Origin of the sequence: Pseudomonas sp. NBB, assembly GCF_032701105.1 — a bacterium.
Lineage (GTDB): Bacteria > Pseudomonadota > Gammaproteobacteria > Pseudomonadales > Pseudomonadaceae > Aquipseudomonas > Aquipseudomonas asiatica.
The window spans coordinates 166,519-188,793 of sequence record NZ_CP103994.1; the positions used below are offsets into that span (position 1 = coordinate 166,519).

Below are 22,275 nucleotides of genomic sequence, written 5' to 3' on the forward strand. Positions count from 1 at the left end.
GACTTGAACCCACACGGGAAAACCCCGTGCGTTTCTGATCGTTGCGCGCCATCGACGTCGCGCACTGCGTGGGAGTGAAAAATGTCAGCCGCCTCGAACGCCTTGTCGACCATCGACAGCGCCCAGCCGCAAATCTTCGAAATCCGCCCGTTCGCCGGCGCCGTAGGCGCCGAGATAATAGGCCTGGACCTGGCCAAGCCGGTCAACGCCGAGGATTTCACGCGTATCCATCGTGCCCACCTCGACCACCATGTGCTGGTGTTCCGCGATCAGCGCATCAGCCCTGAACAGCAAATTGCCTTCAGCCGCCGTTTCGGCCAATTGCAGATCCATGTGCTCAAGCAGTTCCTGCTCGCAGGCCACCCCGAGATCCTGATCGTTTCCAACATCATCGAAGACGGTCGCAACATCGGCCTGGGTGATGCCGGCAAGTTCTGGCACTCGGACCTGTCGTACAAAGAGCTGCCAAGCCTCGGCTCCATGCTGCATGCCCAGGAGCTGCCCAGCGAAGGCGGCGACACCCTGTTCGCCGACATGCACAAGGCCTGGGACGCCGTACCCGCAGCCCTGCGTAAAGTGGTCGAGGGCCGCAGCGCCGCTCACTCCTACACCGCGCGTTATGCCGAGACCAAGTTCGAAGGCAACTGGCGCCCGACCCTGACCACCGAGCAGCTGGCGCAGGTACAGGAAGTCATTCACCCGGTGGTCCGCACCCATCCGGAAAACGGCCGCAAGGCACTGTTCGTCAGCGAAGGCTTCACCACCCGTATCGTCGGCCTGCCAGACGATGAAAGCCGCGATGTGCTGCAACAGCTGTATGCCCTGAGCGTGCTGGAACAGAATATCTACCGCCACCAGTGGCAGCCCCATGACCTGGTGTTCTGGGACAACCGCTCGCTGATCCATTTGGCCACCGGCTGCCCCGCACACCTGCGGCGCAAGCTGTACCGCACCACCATCCAGGGCGATGCCCCGTTCTGACGACTGAGGAAAACCATCATGCGCAAATCCATCAGCCGCCTGGCGGCAAGCATCGGCCTGGGCGCGAGCTTGGGTCTAGGCAGCCTGGCTGCCCCCGCCGTGGCCCAGGCCGAAGGCAAGATCCGCATCGCCGAGCAGTTCGGCATCGTCTACTTGTTGCTGAACGTGGTGCGTGACCAGCACCTGATCGAAAAACACGGCAAAGAGCAGGGCATCGACATCGAAGTTGACTGGGCTCAGTTGTCGGGTGGTTCGGCCATCAACGACGCATTGCTGTCTGGCTCGGTAGACATCGCCGGCGCTGGCGTCGGCCCGCTGCTCACCGTGTGGGATCGCACCAAGGGCCGGCAGAACGTGAAGGCGGTGGCCTCGCTGGGCAACTTCCCGTACTACCTGGTCAGCAGCAACCCCAACGTCAAGACCATCGCCGACATCTCCGACAAGGACCGCATCGCCGTACCCGCGGTAGGGGTTTCGGTGCAGTCGCGCTTCCTGCAGTACGCCTCCGCCCAGCAGTGGGGCGACAAGGAATACAACCGGCTCGACAAATACACCCTGGCTGTGCCGCACCCGGATGCCACCGCCGCGCTGCTGGCCGGCGGTACCGAGCTGAACGGGCACTTCTCCAACCCGCCGTTCCAGGACCAGGTGCTGGCCAACAAGGATGTGCACGTGGTGCTCAACAGCTATGACCTGCTCGGCCCCAACTCGCCGACCTTGCTGTTCGCCACCGAGAAGTTCCGCAAGGACAACCCCAAGACCTACAAGGCCTTCGTCGATGCCCTGGCCGAGGCTGCGGACTTTGCCCAGAAAGACAAGGCCGCCGCCGCTGACACCTACATCCGTGTGACCAAGGCCAAGATCGACCGCGACGCGCTGATAAAGCTGATCGACAACCCGCAATACGAATTCACCGTCACGCCAAAGAACACATACAAGCTGGCCGAGTTCCTTTACCGGGTAGGCGCCATCAAGCACAAGCCGGAATCGTGGAAGGACTATTTCTTCCAGGATGAACGCCCGCTGCAGGGGAGCTGATCGATCATGACCGCCCCATTGCCAGGCCACACGGCCAGCAACCTGAGCCGTGTCGCAACGCCGCCTTTGCTCAAGGTGGATAACCTCAGCCTCGAATACCGCACCGCGCAGCGCGTGGTGCGTGCCACCCACCAGGTCAGCTTCGAAGTCGATCGTGCCGACCGCTTCGTGCTGCTGGGGCCCTCCGGCTGCGGCAAGTCCACCTTGCTCAAGGCCGTGGCCGGGTTCATCCCGCCCCAGGAAGGGCAGATTCTGCTGCAGGGCCAGCCGGTTCGCGGCCCAGGCCCTGACCGCATCGTGGTGTTCCAGGAGTTCGACCAGCTGCCACCGTGGAAGACGGTGAAGCAGAACGTCATGTTCCCGCTGCTGGTATCTGGCCAGCTCAAGCGCGCCGAGGCCGAGGACCGTGCGCTGCATTACCTGGAAAAAGTCGGCCTTGCAGCCTTCGCCGATGCCTACCCGCATACCTTGTCGGGCGGCATGAAGGCACGCGTGGCGATTGCCCGGGCGTTGGCCACGCAGCCGAAGATCCTGCTGATGGACGAGCCGTTCGCCGCACTCGATGCGCTGACCCGGCGCAAGATGCAGGAAGAGCTGTTGCTGCTGTGGGAGGAGGTGCGTTTCACCCTGCTGTTCGTTACCCACTCCATCGAAGAGGCATTGGTGGTCGGCAATCGCATCCTGCTGCTGTCGCCACACCCAGGGCGGGTGCGTGCCGAAGTGCATAGCCACCAGTACGACCTGGGCAGCCTTGGCGGCAGCGATTTCCAGGCCAGTGCTCGACGTATCCATCGTTTGCTGTTCGACGAAGCGGATACCCCCGAGCAGCCGGATCAACTTGGCTTCAACGATATCCGCATCGCCTACTGACAGGAGCTTCAGCCATGACCACTACACCTGTACGCCAGGAATACGAGGTGCAGCTGGAGCCGCTGCTCAGTGTGCCTGTGGAACGACAACTACCGCTGGTGCAGCGCCTGTGGCAGCAAGGCTGGCTGCGCAAAGCGGTCATCTTGCTGGTGCTCGCGGTGCTGTGGGAGGCCGTCGCGCGCTACCAGGGTAACGACCTGCTGTTGCCGGGCTTCGTGCAAACCGCCGCGGCCTTGTGGGACGGCCTGATCAGCGGAGAGCTGCCGGCCAAGGTCGGCGTCTCGCTGGTGATTCTGCTTAAGGGTTATGTGCTCGGCATAGTGCTGGCCTTCGGCCTGACCAGCCTGGCGGTATCGACCCAACTGGGCCGGGACCTGCTGGGTACGCTGACCTCGATGTTCAACCCGTTGCCGGCCATTGCCCTGCTGCCGTTGGCCCTGCTGTGGTTCGGGCTGGGTGACAACAGCCTGATCTTCGTGCTGGTGCACTCGGTGCTATGGGCCTTGGCGCTGAATACCTATGCCGGCTTCCTCGGCGTGTCGGAAACGCTGCGCATGGCCGGTCGCAATTATGGCCTGAAGGGGCTGCGGCTGGTGCTGCACATCCTGGTGCCGGCAGCCTTGCCGTCGATCTTGTCGGGGTTGAAGATCGGCTGGGCATTTGCCTGGCGCACCCTGATCGCTGCCGAGCTGGTGTTCGGCGCCAGCAGTGGCAAAGGCGGGCTGGGCTGGTACATCTTCCAGAACCGCAACGAGCTGTATACCGACAAGGTGTTCGCCGGGTTGGCGGTGGTGATCCTGATCGGTTTGCTGGTGGAAGGGCTGGTGTTCAATACCCTGGAGCGGCTGACCGTGCGGCGCTGGGGAATGCAGCGCTGACCTGTACCGGCCCTATCGCCGGCAAGCCAGCTCCCACAGGTACTCACAGGGCTTGAGCCTCATGCGGTCGAGGTGGGAGCTGGCTTGCCGGCGATAGGGCCAGTACAGGCTACAAATTCTGGTACTGAGCAGCCGCATTGCTGAGGATCTTGCCAATCTCTTCGCGCAACCCCGCTGGCTGCTCCACCACCACCCCATCGCCATGGCTCAACAGCCACCAGCGCAACGGCCAGCCATCGCTCACCGTAGCCCGCACCCGGTGCCCATGCTCCAACGCCGTCAGCTGCATGTCGCTGCTCAACGGTGCATCCCGCAGTTGCCGGGCGAGCGCATCGCTGACCCACGCCACCAACTCTACCCCTTCACCATGAGCCGATTGCAACGCATCCCCCCGTAGATGCGTCAGCAAGTCGAAATTGCCGCGCAACTCACCCACGGCACTGGCCGACCAGTGCCAGCCGAACGGGATGCTCTTGTCATTGCGCTCCAGCGGAAAAATCAGCGAAAGCTCATTGAGGTCGCGCTCGACGGTGCGTTTGCTGACAGTGAAGCCCACGTCACGTAGACGCCAGACCAGCTCGGCGCTGGTGATGCCAGGGGAGCGGCTGGGCAGCTGGCGCAGCAGCGCCCACTGACGGCTGAGGGTGGCGCGAGTGGTGGCGAACGGCAAAAGATAACGTCCTTGTCTAGGCTTGCCGCAATAGGATGGCGGCACACGTGGGTCATGGCAATTGGCCACGGCCTGCTCAGATCAAGGAAGTCGCATTTGGTTGCCTGGTGCCGAATCGTTCGCGACAGGTTTTGACGTGACATCACGCAGAATCACGCCTCATCACAGCCGAAGGTTGGGGTTGTGCGTCGTTCAATGAGGATGAACATGTCTGCTGCCAGCAATATCCATTCGCTGCTCGCCCGTCTTCTACCCGAGCGGGTGATTGCCCCACCGGTCCCTGTCGGGAGGCGACAGCGGCTGTTTGTCGGGGTAGGGCTGCCCAATCAGCGCTCGTTGCTGGTCAACCGCCTGGACGAAGCCAGCGACGTGCAGGCGGTGTATGTCGATCTGCGCCGCCAAGCCTTGCAAGGCAACGTGGCGGCGCTGAATGACCTCGGCTGGATCTGGCTCAACGGCAAATACTGGCGTGCTGACACCGTGCTGGCGGGCCACCTGCTGCGCATGGCGGCCATGCAGGGCAATGCCGCGGCCTGGTTCAACCTCGGGCAGCAGCATTACTTCGGCAAAGGCATCGACATCTCCTACGTCCAGGCAGCAGAGTGCTACCGGCAGGCCTTCGAGCTGGGCCTGCTACATGCCGCCGCCGCGCTGGGTGACCTGTATGAGGAGGAGGTGTGCGATGGCAACCTGCAATGGCGGGTCGACCTGGTGCAGGCCTACCAGTGGTTCCTGCGCGGGGCGGAGCGGGGCGAGGCGCGCTGTCGTTTTGAAGTGGGTTATCGGTTGATGCACGGGTTGTATGTAGAGGCCGATCTCAAGGCCGCGCTGTACTGGCTGGAGTTGGCCGCAGCGGCAGGGGTGGTGCAGGCAGCCGAAGAACTGGCGGTGCATTTCAGCAGCCGTGACCCGATGCGCTACCAAGAGTGGCGGGACCGGGCGGTGCAGATGGGCAGCACACTGGCACTGACCATGAAGCTGGAAGACCAGATTCAGCCCTGAGCTTTCTGTTGCTGGTACTGGCCCTATCGCCGGCAAGCCAGCTCCCACAGGTACTGCACAGGGCTTGAGGCCTATGCGGTCGGGGTGGGAGCTGGCTTGCCGGCGATAGGGCCGGCACAGGCAAGGCAAAACCCCCAGCATGAACAACAATTCATCCATACCCGCCGTCGCCCCCTGTTGACGACAGGGGGAGGGCCAGGCGTATATTGATAGTTAGCAAACTATGAATATCCTTGGTTCCTTTCATGCCCCTTGATCTCCTGCGCCTGCAAGTCAGCAGCGGCATGGTGGTTGCCGCTCGCCATTGGCGGCGCATCTGCCACACCGCCCTGACTGGTTACGGCATCTCCGAGGCCTGCGCCGCGCCGCTGCTGATGATCGTGCGCCTGGGCGATGGCGTGCATCAGGTGGCCGTGGCCCAGGCTGCCGGCCTGGAAAGCCCGTCGCTGGTACGCCTGCTCGACCAACTGTGCAAGGCTGGCCTGGTATGCCGCAGCGAGGACCCGCTGGACCGCCGCGCCAAGGCCCTGAGCCTGACCGCCGAAGGCCGCACCCTGGCCGAAGCCATCGAAGCCGAGCTGGTGCGTCTGCGCCGCGATGTGCTGCACGGCATCGACAAGGCCGACCTGGAAGCCGCCTTGCGCGTGCTGCGCGCCTTCGAGGCTGCCGGCCTGGGTAGCACCGGTGGCCTGGCATGAACGGTTTCTTCAGCTCCGTCCCTCCGGCCCGCGACTGGTTCTACGGCGTGCGTACCTTCGCCGCCTCCATGATCGCCCTGTACATCGCCCTGCTCATGCAGTTGCCGCGCCCCTACTGGGCCATGGCCACGGTGTACATCGTCTCCAGCCCGTTCGTCGGCCCGACCAGCTCCAAGGCCCTGTACCGCGCCGTGGGCACGCTGCTCGGTGCCGGTGGTGCGATTTTCCTGGTACCGCCGCTGGTGCAGTCGCCGTTGCTGCTGAGCATCGCCATCGCCCTGTGGACCGGCACCTTGCTGTTCCTCTCGTTGAACCTGCGCACGGCCAACAACTACGTGTTGATGCTGGCTGGCTACACCCTGCCGATGATCGCCCTGGCGGTGGTCGACAACCCGCTGGCGGTATTCGACGTGGCCTCTTCCCGGGCCCAGGAAATCTGCCTGGGGATCGTCTGCGCGGCGGTGGTCGGTGCCATCTTCTGGCCACGCCGCCTGTCCCCGGTCGTGGTCGGTGCCACCAGCAACTGGTTCACCGAGGCGATCCGTTACAGCGACACCTATCTGGCCCGCCAGGCCAGCGCGGACCAGGTCGGTGGCAGGCGTGGGGCGATGGTTACCACCTTCAACTCGCTGGAGCTGATGATTGGCCAACTCGGCCACGAAGGCGCCGGCCCGCACACCTTGAAGAACGCCCGCGAGTTGCGCGGGCGGATGATCCACCTGCTGCCGGTGATCGACGCCCTCGACGATGCCCTGGTGGCCCTCGAAGGCCGCGCTCCGGCACAGTTCGCCCAGCTGCAGCCGCTGCTGGAGGCCGCCCGCGAATGGCTCAAGGGCACTGCCGATAGCGCCTCGGTAGCGCGCTGGGCGGCCCTGCACGAGCATATCGAGCGCTTGCAGCCCGGCGCCGCCGCCCTCGACCAACGCGCCGAATTGCTGTTGTCCAACGCCCTTTATCGCCTGACCGAATGGGCCGACCTGTGGCAGGACTGCTGCACCCTGCAACACGCCCTGCGCACCGACGACGCCAAGCCCTGGCGCGCGGTGTACCGCCACTGGCGCCTGGGCCGCCTGACGGCGTTCTTCGACCGCGGCCTGATGCTGTACTCGGTGGCCTCCACCGTACTGGCGATCATCGTCGCCTGTGGCTTGTGGATCGGCCTGGGCTGGAACGACGGCGCCAGTGCGGTGATTCTCGCCGCCGTGGCGTGCAGCTTCTTCGCCGCCATGGACGACCCGGCGCCGCAGATCTACAAGTTTTTCTTCTGGACGCTGCTGTCGGTCATCTTCTCCAGCCTGTACCTGTTCCTGGTGCTGCCCAACCTGCACGACTTCCCGATGCTGGTGCTGGCCTTCGCCGTGCCGTTCATCTGCGTCGGCACCCTGACCGTGCAGCCGCGCTTCTACCTGGGCACCTTGCTGACCATCGTCAACACCTCGACCTTCATCAGTATCCAGGGCGCCTACGACGCCGACTTCTTCACCTTCCTCAACTCCAACCTGGCGGGCCCCGTGGGCTTGCTGTTCGCCTTCATCTGGACCCTGGTCATGCGCCCGTTCGGCGTGGAGCTGGCGGCCAAGCGCATGACCCGCTTCGCCTGGCGCGACATCGTCGAAATGACCGAACCCGCCACCTTGGCCGAGCACCGCCAGGTGGGCGTGCAGATGCTCGACCGCCTGATGCAGCACTTGCCGCGCCTGTCGCAAACCGGCCAGGACAGCGGCGTGGCGCTACGCGACCTGCGTGTGGGGCTGAACCTGCTCGACCTGCTGGCCTACATGCCCCGCGCCGGCCAGCAGGCCCGCGAGCGGCTGCACACGGTGATCGAGGAAGTCGGCGCGCACTACGCCGCCTGCTTGCGTGCCGGCGAACGCCTGCATGCCCCGGCCGCGTTGCTGCGCAACATGGAGCGTGCGCGCCTGGCGCTGAACCTGGATGAGCTGTACGAGCGCGGCGATGCCCGCACCCACCTGCTGCATGCCCTGAGCGGCCTGCGCCTGGCCCTGCTGCCGGGTGTCGAGGTGATGCTCGAGCCAGCGGAACAACCGCAACTGCCCCCCGGCCTCGACGGAGCGCCCCTGTGATTGGTGAACTGGATATCAGCGGGGTGTTCCTGCCCACGCTGCTGGTGATGATGTTTGGCACCTACCTGCTGTTCCTGGGGGTGCACGCGGTGCTGGTGCGCCTGCATTTCTACCGCCTGGTCTGGCACCGGGCGTTGTTCAACGTTGCCCTGTATGCCGTGCTGCTTGGCGCGGTGGATCATTTTTGCCGAAACCTGATGCTGCCATGAAAAAACCTTTGCTGACCTTGGGCCGTGTGGTCCTGACCTTGCTGGTAGTGACCTTCGCCGCCGTGCTCGTGTGGCAGATGGTGGTGTACTACATGTTTGCCCCCTGGACCCGCGACGGTCACATTCGCGCCGACGTGATCCAGATCGCCCCGGACGTGTCCGGGCTGATCCAGAAGGTCGAGGTACGCGACAACCAGACCGTCAAGCGCGGCGACGTGCTGTTCACCATCGACCAGGACCGTTTCACCCTGGCCCTGCGCCAAGCCAAGGCCACCCTCGGCGAGCGCCAGGAAACCCTGGCCCAGGCCTCCCGCGAAGCACAGCGCAACCGCAAGCTGGGCAACCTGGTGGCTGCCGAGCAGTTGGAGGAAAGCCAGTCCCGCGAGGCCCGCGCCCGCTCGGCCGTCAGCGAGGCGCAGGTGGCAGTCGATACCGCCCAGCTCAACCTTGACCGCTCGGTGGTACGCAGCCCGGTAGATGGCTACCTGAACGACCGTGCGCCGCGTAACCACGAATTCGTCACCGCCGGCCGCCCGGTGCTGTCGGTGGTCGACAGTGCCTCGTACCACGTCGATGGCTACTTCGAAGAAACCAAGCTTGGCGGCATCCACATCGGCGATGCCGTGGATATCCGCGTGATGGGCGACAACACCCGCCTGCGCGGCCATGTGCAGAGCTTTGCCGCCGGCATCGAAGACCGCGACCGCAGCAGTGGTGCCAACCTGCTGCCCAACGTCAACCCGGCGTTCAGCTGGGTACGCCTGGCCCAGCGTATTCCGGTGCGCATCGCCTTTGACGAAGTGCCTGAGGACTTCCGCATGATCGCCGGGCGTACCGCCACGGTGTCGATCATCGAGGGCCAGCACCCATGAAACAGCTGATCCTGGCTGGCCTGTGCCTGTCGCTGGGGGCTTGCATGATGGTCGGCCCCGACTATGAGGTGCCGAAGGACGCGGCGGTGCAACGCAGCGACCTCAATGGCCCGCTGCGCCAGGATGCCGACAGCGTGGTCTCGGCGCCGGTGCCCGAGGACTGGTGGCAGCTGTATCAGGATCAACGGCTGAACGAGCTGGTGCGCCAGGCCCTGAGTGCCAATACCGAGCTGCGCGTAGCCGCGGCCAACATCGCCAAGGCCCGCGCCCAGGTCGAGGTGGCCGAGTCGCAAGGTGGCTTCAACGGTGGCGTCAAATTCGGCGCCCAGCGCTTGCAGGAGTCTGGCGAAGCCTTCCTGCTGCCCGAGAAGGTGCCGGTGGCCAACATTGGCGAGGCCATCATCAGCGCCTCGTACCAGTTCGACCTGTGGGGCACCTTCAAGCGCGGCACCGAGGCCGCCAAGGCCAATGCCGACGCGGTGCAGGCCGCTTCCGATACCGCGCGCATTACCCTGGTGGCGGATGTGGTCAAGGCCTACACCCAGGTGTGCTCGGCCAACGAGGAATACCACATCGCCCGCGAGTCGCTGGATTTGCAGGAGCAGAGCGTGAAGCTCAACCAGCGCCTGCGTGATGCCGGTCGTGGCGACGAAACCCAGGTCACCCGCTCGCAGACCCAGTTCAAGTCCTTGCGGGCCGAACTGCCGCGCTTCAAGGCTGAGCGCGAGACTGGCATGTACACCTTGGCTGCTTTGCTGGCCAAGCCGGTGGATCAACTGCCCGCCGGCACCGCCGATTGCGCCGAGCTGCCGCACCTGAACCAGCTGGTGCCGGTTGGCGATGGCGCGGCCCTGCTCAAACGCCGCCCCGACGTACGCCAGGCCGAACGCCAGCTGGCTGCCGCCACCGCGTACATCGGCGTTGCCACAGGTGCGCTGTACCCGGACATCAGCATCGGTGCCCAGGTTGGCACCATCGGTATCCTGGAGAATCTTGGCGAGCCTGCGACCAACCGCTGGGGCTTCGGCCCGCAAATCAGCTGGACCATCCCCACCAACGGCACCCGTGCCCGCATTCGCATGGCCGAAGCCTCTACGCAAGCAGCCTTGGCGAATTTCGACGGCGTGGTGCTGAACGCCATCCGCGAGACCCAGACCCGCCTGGCGCAATACAGCGCCCTGCTGGACCGGCGCGATGCGCTGGCCGAGGCGGAGAAGTCGGCCAAGGAAGCGGCAGACCAGACGCATCGCTACTACCAGGCGGGGCGCGAGTCGTTCCTGGCGGATTTGCAGGCGACGCGGACCTATACCGATATGCGTGCGCAACTGGCAGCGGCTAACAGCCAGGTGGCGTTAGGGCAGATTGGCGTGTTCCTGGCGCTCGGCGGAGGCTGGAAGGGCACCGCCAAGCCTTGAGGCCGCCAGTTCCCACAGGTGAATCACAGGTCTCGATAGCAGTGGAGTACCTGTGGGAGCTGGCTTGCCGGCGATCGAGGGCAAAGCCCTCGCCTAGGTTCTAGAGCTGTAAGACATTTCTGAACCTGCTGCCAATTGCTTCAGTTCTGAATCCATGTCGAATTATCCTACAGCCGCTGTCGAAAGGTGCTGACTTGGCTGGAATATGCTCTGGGAATAAGGTCCATGGGTCGCCTCGCAAGGCGATCGGGCGTGAGACACCCGGATTTCATTCGGTAGCACCGCTTTATGGCGGTCGTGTGCGGACAGGCTTCGGCCTGGCCGGGGTTACCGTATGTCCCGTGTCTCACACCGTGCACGACTGCCACCCAACTTCGTGAGACAAGGAGGAGAGCAGTTCAATCCACCATACGGAGTTCTGCCATGAATAAGCTTGTCCCCGATCCACCTGTTACCGATCTGCTTCTGCTCGACCCTCCCGCCCTTTCGCTAATCGACCCACTCACCCCCAAAGACTGCGAAGAGCTGATCAGCGCCCTCACCCTGACCATCGACCACACCACCACAGCCCTGCTCGACAACCCTCCTGGCGACATGCGCGATGCCATGGGAATGAACATTCGCTTGCTCTGTCGCCTGATCAACGCCGTGTGCGACCACACTCATGCAACCTGCCACGATCAAGGAGCAACCCGATGAGCGATGATCCGAGAGACTCTGCAACCGCAGGGGTGGAAACTTTCGACCTGTTCCGCCTGCAGCCCAATGTGCCGTTCAGCCATGCCTTTTCGCAGCTATCGGTTTTGCTCGGCTGTATCCGCCACCTGACCACCGAAGCGGAAATGGAAAATGACCGTGTTGCCGGCAGTGCAGCGCGGATACTCAGCGAGATGGCCAAGGCGCTGATCGATGATATGGAGCGAGGAATGAGCAAGGTTCTTCAATAGCCTTCAAGAACCTGGGGCCGCTGTGCGGCCCATCGCCGGCAAGCCAGCTCCCACAGGTTCCGGGCTGTCCCGCTTCATCTAATTTGTAGCAAGATTTTTCATGAAATCTGCCCGGCACCCTTGAGAGAAGCAAAGTGGGAGTGAACAATGTTCTCTTTCGCATTCCCTTCGAGATTGGCCATGAATACCCGTTCCCGTTTGCTTGCCTGGTTACCGGCGTTCTTGCTCGGCCCGGTGCTTGCGCTGTGCAGCACCCTGGCGCTGGCTGAAGCCCCCGCCGAGGCCAGCAAGGCCCTGCACCTGCTGGACTACATTGGCGCTGACTACCCGCCGACCGTGCAGGACGGCAAGGTGATCGACGCTGGCGAATACCGCGAGCAGCAGGAGTTCAGTGCGGTGTTGGCCGATCTGGTCAAAGGCCTGCCTGCGCATGCCGAACAAGCGGCTTTGCAACAGGGCGTGCAGGCGCTGCGCCAGGCCATCGACCAGCGTCAGGAAGGCGCGGCAGTCGCCAGGCAGGCACGCCAGCTGGGCGCACGCCTAGCAGTGGCCTACGAGGTCAGCCAGGCCCCGGTGATCACCCCGGACCCGGCCCGTGGCGCTTCGCTGTACGCGCAAAACTGCTCGATCTGCCATGGTGATACCGGCGCCGGCGATGGCCCGGCGGGCATCGGTCTGGAGCCTGCACCCGCCAACCTGCGCGATGTCTCGCGCCTTGACCAGTTGAGCCTGTTCGACCTCTACAACACCTTGGCCCTGGGCATCGACGGCACCGAGATGCCGTCCTTTGCCGACCAGCTGGACGACCGCCAGCGTTGGGATGTGGCTGCGTACATCGCCAGTTTCACCGCCAATCCGCAGGCCGCCAAAAGCGACAAGACCTGGAGCATCGCCGACCTGGCCCGCCAGACCCCGGCCGAAGTCGCCGCCAATGAAGGCACCGCGGCCGTGGAAGCATTCCGCGCCCAGCGTGCCCAGCCGCCGCAGGTCAAGCGTGGCCCGGCGCAATTGCTCGAATACACCGCCAGCACTTTGGACAAGAGCCTGGCGGCCTACCGCGCAGGTGACCACGACCAAGCCTATGACCTGTCGGTGGCGGCCTACCTGGAAGGCTTCGAACTGGTGGAAAGCTCGCTGGACAACATCGATACCCAGGCGCGCAAGGACACCGAAAAATCCCTTATGGCCTACCGCCAGTCACTGCAGGACGGCCTGCCGGTAGCCCAGGCCGAGCAACGCCTGGCCGAAGCCAAGGCCAAGCTCGAGCAGGCCGCCAAGCTGCTGGGCAGCGATGGTCTGAGCTGGTCGCTGAGCTATATCTCCGGTTTGTTGATCCTGCTGCGCGAAGGCCTCGAAGCGATTCTGGTACTGGCCGCGATCCTGGCGTTCCTGCGTAACACTGGCCAGCAATCGGCGGTGCGCAGCGTCAATATCGGCTGGGCGCTGGCGCTAGTCGCAGGTTTCGCCACCTGGGCCCTGGCGGCGTACGTGATCGACGTGGGTGGCGCTCAGCGTGAATTGCTCGAAGGCTGCACGGCGCTGTTCGCTGCGGTGATGGTGCTGTGGCTCGGTGTATGGATGCACGACCGCCGCCAAGCTGCTGCTTGGCAGGACTACATCAAGAGCAGCCTGGTCAGCGGCGGCGGGCGCTTCGGCTTTGCCATGCTGGCGTTCTTCTCGGTGTACCGCGAACTGTTCGAAGTGATTCTGTTCTACGAAACCCTGTGGCTGCAGGCAGGCCCTGCCGGGCACCAGGCGGTGTTGGCTGGTGGCGCCACGGCGCTGGTGTTGTTGGTGGGGTTGGCCTGGGTGATCCTGCGTGGTTCGGCCAAGCTACCGCTGTCGCTGTTCTTCAGCATCAACGCCGCGCTGCTTTGCGCACTGTCGGTGGTATTCGCCGGGCATGGCGTGAAGGCGCTGCAAGAAGCCGGGGTGCTTGGCACGCGGCCGGTGGCGTTCTTCGAGTTCGACTGGCTGGGGATTCATGCCGACGGCTACTCGCTGTCGGCGCAGGCGGTGGCCTTGGCGGCCATCGTGTTCCTGTATGGGCGCTCGCGCCTGGCAGAAAAGCGCAGGGCAACCGCCAACTGAAAGGGGCTGCATGGCAGCCCCTTGCAATCTTGGATCAGGCCGGTTGTGGCGCCTTGAGAATGTTCTGCAGCAGTTGAACGCTTTCGACGGCGTCATGACCCAGGCTGGTCAGGTAGCCGCCATCAGGCTGATCGGTCAGCCCCTTCTCATGCAGGCGTTGCGCCGCCGCGATCAGGGCGGGGGATGCGGTGCTGCTTATCTTGATGCCTTCCTGGCTGCTGTCGTGCTTGAACAGTGCGAGTACTTCCAGTTCAGCGATCAGATCGGGGGTAAAGGACATGGCGACTCCTGACTTCCAGACAAGGATGGCGGCACCGGTGGAGGTGCCTGAGCTTCGAGTGTAGCTGGGTTATTCGTCGTCGCCTTGACTCAACTCAGCAGGCAACTCAGGCAAAGCGCGCAGAGCGCTCTCATACCATTCCAGATTGAACGCCCGTTTTTCCGTCATCATGTTATAAACCTCGACCGCCAGCACCTGCCCCATCAGGGTCAGGATGTCCTGACGCTCGTAGCCGACCAAGGTCAGCTTGTTGAACGTCGCTTTGGCCGCAGGCGGATCTCCTGCTTCGATTTGGTTCTGGACGGCTTCAATTAGCGCTTCTCTGGCAAGCTCCCCATCATCATCGTCATCATAAAAATCGTCGTCGTATTCACTCATGGCAGATCTCCAATGTTCAGGTAAGTAGTGTGCCACGCCTGTGGCGGCAATGCCCGGGCATTGACGAGGCGCATGACGCTGGTCAGGGGCAGGCGTACGGTCTATAAAAGCCGGGCCAACCCCTTACGGCCTGGAGGCTGTCACCTCATGCTCAAGCTTCATGGATTCTCGGTCAGCAACTACTACAACATGGTCAAGCTGGCCCTGCTGGAAAAAGGCCTGCCTTTCGAGGAAATCACCTTCTATGGCGGCCAGGCGCCACAGGCGCTGGAAGTGAGCCCACGAGGCAAGGTGCCGGTGCTGCAGACCGAGCACGGCTTCCTCAGCGAAACCAGTGTGATCCTCGACTATATCGAGCAGACCCAGGGCGGCAAGGCCCTGCTGCCGGCTGATCCGTTCGGGCAGGCCAAGGTGCGTGAACTGCTCAAGGAAATCGAGCTGTATATCGAGCTGCCGGCACGTACCTGCTACGCCGAGTCGTTCTTTGGCATGTCGGTGGAGCCGCTGGTCAAGGAGAAGGCCCGGGCCGATCTGCTGGCCGGGTTTGCCACCCTCAAGCGCAATGGGCGTTTCGCACCCTATGTTGCGGGTGAGCAACTGACGCTGGCCGACCTGATGTTCTGCTTCTCGGTCGACCTGGCCTATGCCGTGGGCAAGAAGGTGCTGAACATCGACTTCCTGGCGGATTTCCCGCAAGCCAAGGCGTTGCTGCAGCTGATGGGCGAGAACCCGCACATGGCGCGGATCGTGGCGGACAAGGAGGCGGCGATGCCGGCCTTCATGGAGATTATTCGTAGCGGCAAGCGCTAAAAGCCTGGGGCTGCTTCGCAGCCCATCGCCGCGGTTCGTCGCCACGACAAGCCAGCTCCCACACCGACCGCATCGGTTTCAAGCCATGTGCAGTACCTGTGGGAGCGGGCGTGCCCGCGAACGAGGGCGAAGCCCTCGCCTTGGGGCTTAGCGAGACGCCAACAGGGCTTTGCCGCGAACGACGGCCGCACGCACCTGCGCCGGCGCCGTACCACCAATGTGGTCACGCGCATTCACCGAGCCTTCCAGGGTCAGCACGGCAAACACGTCCTGCTCGATCTGGTCGCTGAACTGGCGCAGTTCGTCCAGGCTCATCTCGGCCAGGTCCTTGCCAGTGTCCACACCATACTTAACCGCGTGGCCAACGATCTCGTGGCAGTCACGGAACGGCAGGCCACGGCGTACCAGGTAGTCGGCCAGGTCGGTAGCGGTGGAGAAACCACGCAGGGCCGCTTCACGCATGATGGCGTGCTTGGGCTTGATCGCCGGAATCATGTCGGCGAAGGCGCGCAGCGAATCGCGCAGGGTGTCGGCGGCGTCGAACAGCGGTTCCTTGTCTTCCTGGTTGTCCTTGTTGTAGGCCAGCGGCTGGCCTTTCATCAGGGTCAGCAGGCCGGTCAGGGCGCCGAACACACGGCCGGTCTTGCCACGTACCAGCTCTGGCACGTCGGGGTTCTTTTTCTGCGGCATGATCGAGCTGCCGGTGCAGAAGCGGTCAGGCAGGTCGATGAACTGGAACTGCGCACTGGTCCACAGCACCAGCTCTTCGGAGAAGCGCGACAGGTGCATCATCGCCACACTGGCCGCCGCGCAGAATTCGATGGCGAAGTCACGGTCCGACACGCCGTCCAGCGAGTTGCCGGCCACGGCCTCGAAGCCCAGCAGCTTGCAGGTCAGTTCGCGGTCGATCGGGTAGGTGGTACCGGCCAGCGCGGCGCTGCCCAGGGGCATGCGGTTGGTGCGCTTGCGGCAGTCGACCAGGCGCTCGTAGTCGCGGCTGAGCATTTCGAACCAGGCCAGCAGGTGGTGGCCGAAGGTAACCGGCTGCGCCGTCTGCAAATGGGTGAAGCCGGGCATGATGGTTTCGGCTTCACGCTCGGCCTGCTCCAGCAGGCCCTGCTGCAGGCGGGTGATTTCGGCCAGGATCAGGTCGATCTCGTCGCGCAGCCACAGGCGGATGTCGGTGGCCACCTGGTCGTTGCGGCTACGGCCGGTGTGCAGCTTCTTGCCGGTGATACCGATGCGGTCGGTCAGGCGTGCCTCGATGTTCATGTGCACGTCTTCGAGGTCGACACGCCAGTCGAAGTTGCCCGCCTCGATCTCGCCCTGGATGGTCTTCAGGCCATCGATGATGGTGTCGCGCTCGGCATCGCTGAGCACGCCGACCTGCGCCAGCATGGTGGCATGGGCGATCGAACCCATGATGTCGTGGCGGTACAGGCGCTTGTCGAAATCGACCGAGGCGGTGAAACGGGCGACGAAGGCGTCGACGGGCTCACTGAAGCGGCCGCCCCAGGACTGATTGGTCTTGTCGGTGCTCATGGATTCACTCATTGCAGGCGTGAACGAAAAAGTGGCACCGATGATAGCAGGGTTGGGCTGGCTGCCGCAGGGCGCCGGTCGAGAGAAATGCCCGGAAAACGGCAGAGACGGATTTCAAGGAATGAACGGCAGTGTTCCACGGACCGTCTACAGTTGGACAGAAGACTGGCAGTGAATCTGCCGGCCGAGTGAATCTTTGGCCATCGCACCGGTCTAGAGCGTGACCGCAGTGTCGCTCGAACCACACCTGTCTACGCTATACCTGTGCGAGACTCATTCAGGAATCCAGCGCAATTATGAATGTCCTGATCGTTGATGACGAACCCCAAGGCCGTGAACGCCTCAGCCGGCTGCTCGGCGAACTGGAGGGTTATACCGTGCTGGAGCCTAGCGCCACCAACGGCGATGAGGCCCTGACGCTGATCGAAAGCCTCAAGCCCGATGTGGTCCTGCTGGACATCGGCATGCCAGGCCTGGATGGCCTGCAGGTGGCCGCTCGCCTGTGCGAGCGCGAGGCACCGCCGGCGGTAGTGTTTTGCACCGGCGACGATGAATACGGTGCCGAGGCCTTCAAGGACAGCACCCTCAGCCATGTGACCAAACCCTTCCACGCCCAGGCGCTGCGCGATGCCTTGCGCAAGGCCGAAAAACCCAACCGTGCCCAGTTGGCGGCGCTCACCCGGCCGGCCAATGAAGGTGGCGGCCCACGCAGCCACATCAGTGCCCGCACGCGCAAAGGCATCGAGCTGATCCCTTTGCCCCAGGTGATCTACTTCATTGCCGACCACAAGTACGTGACCTTGCGCCACGAGGCCGGGGAAGTGCTGCTCGACGAGCCACTCAAGGCCCTGGAAGACGAGTTTGGCGAACGCTTCGTGCGTATCCACCGCAACGCGCTGGTTGCCCGTGAACGTATCGAACGCCTGCAGCGTACCCCGCTGGGGCATTTTCAGCTGTACCTGAAGGGCCTGGACGGTGATGCCTTGACTGTCAGCCGGCGCCATGTGGCCGGTGTGCGCAAGATGATGCAGACCCTCTGAACCTGTATCGGCCCAATCGCTGGCAAGCCAGCTCCCACAGGTACAGCGCCTACCTTGAACCGTGCAGGGTTCCTGTGGGAGCTGGCTTGCCGGCGATTAGGCCGGTACAGGCAAGCACAGGATCCTGATCCACATCTGCAAGCGATACCGGCGATGCTGTTATCATCGGCGGCATTTCTCTGGATCGGGGCGTTCCATGTCCACTCGCGAAATCCGCATTGCCACCCGTAAAAGTGCCTTGGCCCTGTGGCAGGCCGAATACGTCAAAGCCCGCCTCGAGCAGGCGCACCCCGGTTTGCTGGTGACCCTGGTGCCCATGGTCAGCCGTGGCGACAAGCTGCTCGACGCGCCGCTGGCGAAAATCGGCGGCAAGGGCCTGTTCGTCAAGGAACTGGAAACCGCCCTGCTGGACAATGAAGCCGACATCGCCGTGCACTCGATGAAGGACGTGCCCATGGACTTCCCCGAGGGCCTGGGCTTGTACTGTATCTGCGAACGCGAAGACCCGCGCGATGCCTTCGTGTCCAACCGCTTCGCCAGCCTCGACGCGCTGCCGGCCGGCAGTATCGTCGGCACCTCCAGCCTGCGCCGCCAGGCCCAGCTGCTGGCGCGCCGCCCTGACCTGCAAATCCGCTTCCTGCGTGGCAATGTCAACACCCGCCTGGCCAAGCTGGATGCCGGTGAGTACGACGCCATCATCCTGGCCGCCGCCGGCCTGATCCGCCTGGGCTTCGAAGACCGCATCACCTCCACCATCAGCGTCGATGACAGCCTGCCGGCTGGCGGCCAGGGTGCGGTGGGCATCGAGTGCCGCAGCGCCGATCAACAGATCCACGCACTGCTGGCGCCGCTGCACCATGCCGACACCGCCGACCGGGTGGTGGCCGAACGCGCCCTGAACAAGCGTCTGAATGGCGGCTGCCAGGTGCCGATTGCCTGCTACGCGGTACTTGAAGGTGACCAGCTGTGGCTGCGCGGCCTGGTCGGCCAGCCCAGCGGCGGTACCCTGTTGCTGGCCGATGCGCGCGCCCCCCGCGCGGCAGCGGAGACCTTGGGTGTACAGGTGGCCGAGGACCTGCTTGGCCAGGGCGCCGAGGCCATTCTCAAGGAAGTCTACGGCGAGGCCGGCCACCCGTGAGCCAATGGCGCCTGCTGCTGACCCGGCCTGCCGAGGACTGCGCGGCATTGGCGCAAAGCCTGGCGGCGGCAGGGGTGGGCAGCAGTTGCCTGCCGCTGCTGGCGATAGAGCCCGTCGCCTTGGGCGATCGGCAACGCCCATTGCTGAAGGGCCTGCCTGGCTTCCAGGCGATCATCGTGGTCAGCAAGCCAGCTGCCAGGTTGTTGCTTGAACACCTTGCCCAGGCCAGCTTGCAGCCGCCACGGCAAGGCTGGTTCACCGTTGGCGAGGCCACTGCAGCGGTGCTGCAGGGCGCGGGCCTGGTGGTGAGCTTCCCGCCGCGTGGCGATGACAGCGAAGCTTTGCTGGCGCTGCCGGCCCTGCGGCAGGCGGTTGCCGTGCCTGCGCCGCGTATCTTGATCGTGCGTGGCGTCGGAGGTCGCGAACTGCTGGCAGAGCGTCTTGCAGAGCAAGGTGCTAGTGTCGATTATCTGGAACTGTATCGACGCTGTCTGCCGGCTTACCCGGCGGGCACCCTGATGCGCCGCATCGAAGCGGAACGCCTCAATGGCCTGGTGGTCAGCAGTGGGCAGGGGTTCGAACATTTGCAGCAGATGGCTGGTGCCGATTGGCCCCTGGTGGCGCGTCTGCCGCTGTTCGTGCCCAGCCCGCGGGTCGCCGATCAGGCCCGGGCCGCCGGGGCCCAACAGGTTTTGGATTGCCGTGGCGCCAGTGCCGCGGCCTTGCTGGCAGCCGTGCAGCGCAGCGCTGCACCTGCCTCTTAAGGCGCTAAGCTGAACGCGATGCGCCCCCATGCAAAGGATGGATACGTGAGCGAGACTGTCTTGTCCAACAACGATCAACCGTCGGCACAGGCGCCGGTGGATCCCGTCACCGCCCCACCTGCCAAGCGCTCCGGCAGTGGCCTGGCAGCGCTGGCCCTGCTGTTGGGCGCGGCCGGGGTGGCAGTAGGTGGCTGGGGTGTCTGGCAGGTGCGTCAACTGCAAGGCAACGAGTTCAACCAGGGCCAGCACATCGAGGCGTTGAACCAGCGCGCCGAGGCCCTGCAGCAGCGCGAACAGCAGATCAGCGCGCAACTGGCCAGCCTGCCGGCTGCCAGCGAGCTGGAAGACCGCCGCCGCCTGGTGGCGCAGCTGCAAGGCGACCAGCAACGCCTCAGCCAGCGTCTGGAAACCGTGCTCGGCGAAAGCCGCAAGGAGTGGCGCCTGGCCGAAGCCGAGCACCTGCTGCGCCTGGCCACCCTGCGCCTGTCGGCCTTGCAGGACATCACCAGTGCCAAGGCCCTGGTCGAAGGTGCCGACGAAATCCTGCGCGAACAGAGCGACCCGGGGGCCTTCGCTGCCCGCGAGCAACTGGCGCGCAGCCTGGCGACCCTCAGCAGCACCCAGCAACCGGACCGTACCGGCCTGTTCCTGCAACTGGCCGCGCAACGTGAGCTGGTGCAGCAGCTAAGCGCCCAGTCACCCGAATTCGACAGCAACGCCGATGCCCTTGGTGCGCTGACCGCCGACGGCGATGGCGCTAGCCGCCTGTCGCAGTGGTGGGCGGAGATCTCCAAGTACTTCCAGATCGACTTCAACGCCGATGACAACGTACGCCCGTTGCTCGCCGGGCAGCAACTGAACCAGCTGCGTCTGGCCCTGAGCCTGACCATCGAGCAGGCGCAGTGGGCGGCGCTCAATGGCGAGGCCAAGGTCTATACCCAGGCGCTGGACGATGCCCGCAGTGTGCTGTTGGCCAACTTCAACGCCGACAACCCGCAAAGCAAGGCCATGCTAGACAGCCTCAATGCCCTGGCCGAGCAGCCGGTGTCGGTGGTCACCCCCGACCTGAGCGAAAGCCTGGCAGCAGTGCAGGCCTACATCCAGCGCCGTCACCTGCCGGCCGAGGCTGAAGGGGGCAAGCCATGAAGCGTGTCTACCTGCTGGCCGTGCTGGCGATCGTGATCGCCGCGGCGTTGGGTATCGCTGTCGCCAAGCACAGTGGCTACGTGCTGATCTCCTATGGCGGCTTCCGCTACCAGTCGGGGCTGTGGGCGGCCCTGGCCGGGTTGCTGGCGATCGTCGTGCTGCTGTGGCTGTTGCGCTATCTGGTCGGCCTGATGCTGACCTCCAGCGGTGTGGTCAACCCGTGGTCGCGGCGTAACCGCAGCCGGCGTATTCGCGTGGCCATCGAGCAGGGCCAGTTGGACCTCGCCGAGGGCCGCTGGGCCAGTGCCCAGCGCCACCTGCATCGTGCCGCCGAGGCTGAGCGCCAGCCGCTGCTGTACTACCTCGGTGCCGCGCGTGCCGCCAACGAGCAAGGCCGTATTGAAGACAGCGACAACCTGCTGGAGCGTGCCCTGGAGCGCCAGCCGCAAGCGGAGCTGGCCATTGCCCTGACCCATGCCCAGTTGCAGATGGACCGCGGCGAAAGCGATGGGGCCCTGGAAACCCTGCTGGCCATGCACGAGCGCCACCCGCACAGCAGCCAGGTGCTGCGCCTGTTGCAGCGTGTGCATCTGGAGCGCGGTGACTGGTCGGCGCTGATCCGTCTGCTGCCAGACCTGCGCAAGGGCAAGGTGCTGCCGGCTGCCGAGCTGGCCGCCCTGGAGCAACGTGCCTGGGGCCAGAACCTGAGCCTGGCCACGGCCCGTGGCGAGGACGCACAAACCGCGCGTCAGGCCCTGGAGCGCGCCTGGCAGCAATTGACCGCAGCCCAGCGCCAGGAGCCTCAACTGGTGCTGGCCTATGCCGAGCAGTTGCGCCAGGTGGGCGCCCAGAGCGAAGCCGAGCAGGTACTGCGCACGGCCCTCAAGCGAGGCTACGAAAGCCACCTGGCGCGCCTGTACGGCCTGGTGCGTGGCGATGACCCGGCGCGCCAGTTGCAGGCCGCCGAAGGTTGGCTCAAGGACCACCCGCAAGACGCCAGCCTGCTGCTGACCCTGGGCCGCCTGAGCCTGCAGAACCGCCTGTGGGGCAAGGCGCGTGACTACCTGGAAAGCAGCCTGCGCATGGAACGCAACCCCGAGGCCTGTGCCGAGCTGGCTCGCCTGCTCGCCGGCCTTGGCGAGACCGAACGCAGCAACCAGCTGTTCCAGGAGGGCCTCGGTCTGCTGGACGAGCGCCTGCTGGCCCTGCCTTTGCCAGAAGGCGTACGCGCCTGACCTACCCCTGGGCCCGCGCGAAGGTGCGGGCCCAGGGGGCGGGTGACTTATCTATCGATGTAAGTTACATCTGCAGTCCATTTCTTCAGACGCTTCCTACTGCGTGGTTGGAAATTTCCTTCGCGATTCAGCGACTTGTCATTGCTGTCGCGCCTTGAAACATCCTGCGTTTTTCCTCTACCGTTTC

General features: G+C 64.4%; 23 protein-coding genes. 19 read left to right on the forward strand and 4 right to left on the reverse strand.

All coding sequences use genetic code 11. The annotated features are described in order from the left end of the window. Window positions 1-81 precede the first annotated feature (81 nt). Genes NY023_RS00710 through NY023_RS00725 form a run of 4 tightly spaced genes read left to right on the forward strand, consistent with a single transcriptional unit; the run spans window position 82 to window position 3,767 of the window. On the forward strand, window positions 82-981 hold the full coding sequence (locus tag NY023_RS00710; protein ID WP_013970365.1) for a TauD/TfdA dioxygenase family protein: 900 nt from the start codon (window positions 82-84) through the stop codon (window positions 979-981). An 18-nt stretch (window positions 982-999) separates the two neighbouring features. Next, window positions 1,000-2,019 carry an ABC transporter substrate-binding protein gene (locus tag NY023_RS00715; RefSeq protein WP_013970366.1) on the forward strand — a complete coding sequence of 340 codons (1,020 nt, stop codon included), beginning with the start codon at window positions 1,000-1,002 and terminating at the stop codon, window positions 2,017-2,019. Between the two features lie 6 nt (window positions 2,020-2,025). Further along, a complete protein-coding gene (locus tag NY023_RS00720; RefSeq protein ID WP_013970367.1) occupies window positions 2,026-2,889 on the forward strand; it encodes an ABC transporter ATP-binding protein in 864 nt (287 codons plus the stop codon). Between the two features lie 14 nt (window positions 2,890-2,903). After that, window positions 2,904-3,767: an ABC transporter permease gene (locus tag NY023_RS00725; protein WP_013970368.1), complete on the forward strand. Its 864-nt coding sequence runs from the start codon at window positions 2,904-2,906 to the stop codon at window positions 3,765-3,767. A gap of 109 nt (window positions 3,768-3,876) precedes the next feature. Here the strand turns inward: NY023_RS00725 and NY023_RS00730 are convergent, their stop codons facing one another. Further along, window positions 3,877-4,437: a WYL domain-containing protein gene (locus NY023_RS00730; RefSeq protein ID WP_013970369.1), complete on the reverse strand. Its 561-nt coding sequence runs from the start codon at window positions 4,435-4,437 to the stop codon at window positions 3,877-3,879. A 207-nt stretch (window positions 4,438-4,644) separates the two neighbouring features. Between NY023_RS00730 and NY023_RS00735 the strand changes: the two genes are divergently transcribed. The 9 genes from NY023_RS00735 to NY023_RS00775 all read left to right on the forward strand — a co-directional run bounded on the left by NY023_RS00735 (window position 4,645) and on the right by NY023_RS00775 (window position 13,755). Next, a complete protein-coding gene (locus NY023_RS00735) occupies window positions 4,645-5,439 on the forward strand; it encodes a tetratricopeptide repeat protein (protein ID WP_024087968.1) in 795 nt (264 codons plus the stop codon). A gap of 245 nt (window positions 5,440-5,684) precedes the next feature. Further along, complete coding sequence (locus NY023_RS00740) at window positions 5,685-6,137, forward strand: MarR family winged helix-turn-helix transcriptional regulator (RefSeq protein WP_013970371.1); 453 nt, start codon at window positions 5,685-5,687, stop codon at window positions 6,135-6,137. After that, window positions 6,134-8,221, forward strand: coding sequence for an FUSC family protein (locus tag NY023_RS00745; RefSeq protein ID WP_013970372.1), 2,088 nt, complete (start codon window positions 6,134-6,136; stop codon window positions 8,219-8,221). The genes NY023_RS00740 and NY023_RS00745 overlap by 4 nt, the downstream gene beginning before the upstream one ends. Further along, the gene (locus NY023_RS00750; protein WP_003255905.1) at window positions 8,218-8,430 is read left to right on the forward strand and encodes a DUF1656 domain-containing protein; all 213 of its coding nucleotides are present in this window, start codon (window positions 8,218-8,220) and stop codon (window positions 8,428-8,430) included. The genes NY023_RS00745 and NY023_RS00750 overlap by 4 nt, the downstream gene beginning before the upstream one ends. Next, window positions 8,427-9,302 (forward strand): HlyD family secretion protein, encoded by an 876-nt coding sequence (locus NY023_RS00755; RefSeq protein WP_013970373.1) that lies wholly within the window; start codon window positions 8,427-8,429, stop codon window positions 9,300-9,302. Before NY023_RS00750 ends, NY023_RS00755 begins: the two co-directional genes overlap by 4 nt. Then, the gene (locus NY023_RS00760) at window positions 9,299-10,717 is read left to right on the forward strand and encodes an efflux transporter outer membrane subunit (protein WP_013970374.1); all 1,419 of its coding nucleotides are present in this window, start codon (window positions 9,299-9,301) and stop codon (window positions 10,715-10,717) included. Before NY023_RS00755 ends, NY023_RS00760 begins: the two co-directional genes overlap by 4 nt. A gap of 423 nt (window positions 10,718-11,140) precedes the next feature. Further along, entirely contained in the window at window positions 11,141-11,416 is a 276-nt protein-coding gene (locus tag NY023_RS00765) for a hypothetical protein (protein ID WP_013970375.1), read from the forward strand. Next, on the forward strand, window positions 11,413-11,664 hold the full coding sequence (locus tag NY023_RS00770; RefSeq protein WP_024087969.1) for a DUF3077 domain-containing protein: 252 nt from the start codon (window positions 11,413-11,415) through the stop codon (window positions 11,662-11,664). The genes NY023_RS00765 and NY023_RS00770 overlap by 4 nt, the downstream gene beginning before the upstream one ends. Window positions 11,665-11,811: 147 nt before the next feature. Further along, window positions 11,812-13,755, forward strand: coding sequence for an FTR1 family protein (locus NY023_RS00775; RefSeq protein ID WP_044039949.1), 1,944 nt, complete (start codon window positions 11,812-11,814; stop codon window positions 13,753-13,755). Between the two features lie 34 nt (window positions 13,756-13,789). Here NY023_RS00775 and NY023_RS00780 read toward each other — a convergent pair whose 3' ends face one another. Continuing rightward, complete coding sequence (locus NY023_RS00780) at window positions 13,790-14,035, reverse strand: TIGR02647 family protein (protein ID WP_013970378.1); 246 nt, start codon at window positions 14,033-14,035, stop codon at window positions 13,790-13,792. A gap of 69 nt (window positions 14,036-14,104) precedes the next feature. Next, entirely contained in the window at window positions 14,105-14,413 is a 309-nt protein-coding gene (locus NY023_RS00785) for a hypothetical protein (RefSeq protein WP_013970379.1), read from the reverse strand. Window positions 14,414-14,560: 147 nt separating this feature from the next. Between NY023_RS00785 and NY023_RS00790 the strand changes: the two genes are divergently transcribed. Next, the gene (locus tag NY023_RS00790) at window positions 14,561-15,223 is read left to right on the forward strand and encodes a glutathione S-transferase (RefSeq protein ID WP_013970380.1); all 663 of its coding nucleotides are present in this window, start codon (window positions 14,561-14,563) and stop codon (window positions 15,221-15,223) included. 147 nt (window positions 15,224-15,370) lie between these two features. On the opposite strand, the gene argH is transcribed toward NY023_RS00790, so the two are convergent. Then, entirely contained in the window at window positions 15,371-16,765 is a 1,395-nt protein-coding gene (argH, locus tag NY023_RS00795) for an argininosuccinate lyase (protein WP_024087971.1), read from the reverse strand. Between the two features lie 296 nt (window positions 16,766-17,061). Here argH and NY023_RS00800 point away from each other — a divergent pair, with 296 nt between their 5' ends. The 5 genes from NY023_RS00800 to NY023_RS00820 all read left to right on the forward strand — a co-directional run bounded on the left by NY023_RS00800 (window position 17,062) and on the right by NY023_RS00820 (window position 22,088). Continuing rightward, window positions 17,062-17,805, forward strand: coding sequence for a LytR/AlgR family response regulator transcription factor (locus NY023_RS00800; RefSeq protein WP_013970382.1), 744 nt, complete (start codon window positions 17,062-17,064; stop codon window positions 17,803-17,805). Window positions 17,806-18,001: 196 nt separating this feature from the next. After that, on the forward strand, window positions 18,002-18,943 hold the full coding sequence (hemC, locus tag NY023_RS00805) for a hydroxymethylbilane synthase (protein WP_013970383.1): 942 nt from the start codon (window positions 18,002-18,004) through the stop codon (window positions 18,941-18,943). Continuing rightward, window positions 18,940-19,707 (forward strand): uroporphyrinogen-III synthase, encoded by a 768-nt coding sequence (locus NY023_RS00810; protein ID WP_013970384.1) that lies wholly within the window; start codon window positions 18,940-18,942, stop codon window positions 19,705-19,707. The genes hemC and NY023_RS00810 overlap by 4 nt, the downstream gene beginning before the upstream one ends. 45 nt (window positions 19,708-19,752) lie before the next feature. Further along, window positions 19,753-20,853, forward strand: coding sequence for a uroporphyrinogen-III C-methyltransferase (locus tag NY023_RS00815; protein ID WP_024087972.1), 1,101 nt, complete (start codon window positions 19,753-19,755; stop codon window positions 20,851-20,853). Then, the gene (locus NY023_RS00820; protein ID WP_013970386.1) at window positions 20,850-22,088 is read left to right on the forward strand and encodes a heme biosynthesis protein HemY; all 1,239 of its coding nucleotides are present in this window, start codon (window positions 20,850-20,852) and stop codon (window positions 22,086-22,088) included. Before NY023_RS00815 ends, NY023_RS00820 begins: the two co-directional genes overlap by 4 nt. Window positions 22,089-22,275 lie beyond the last annotated feature (187 nt).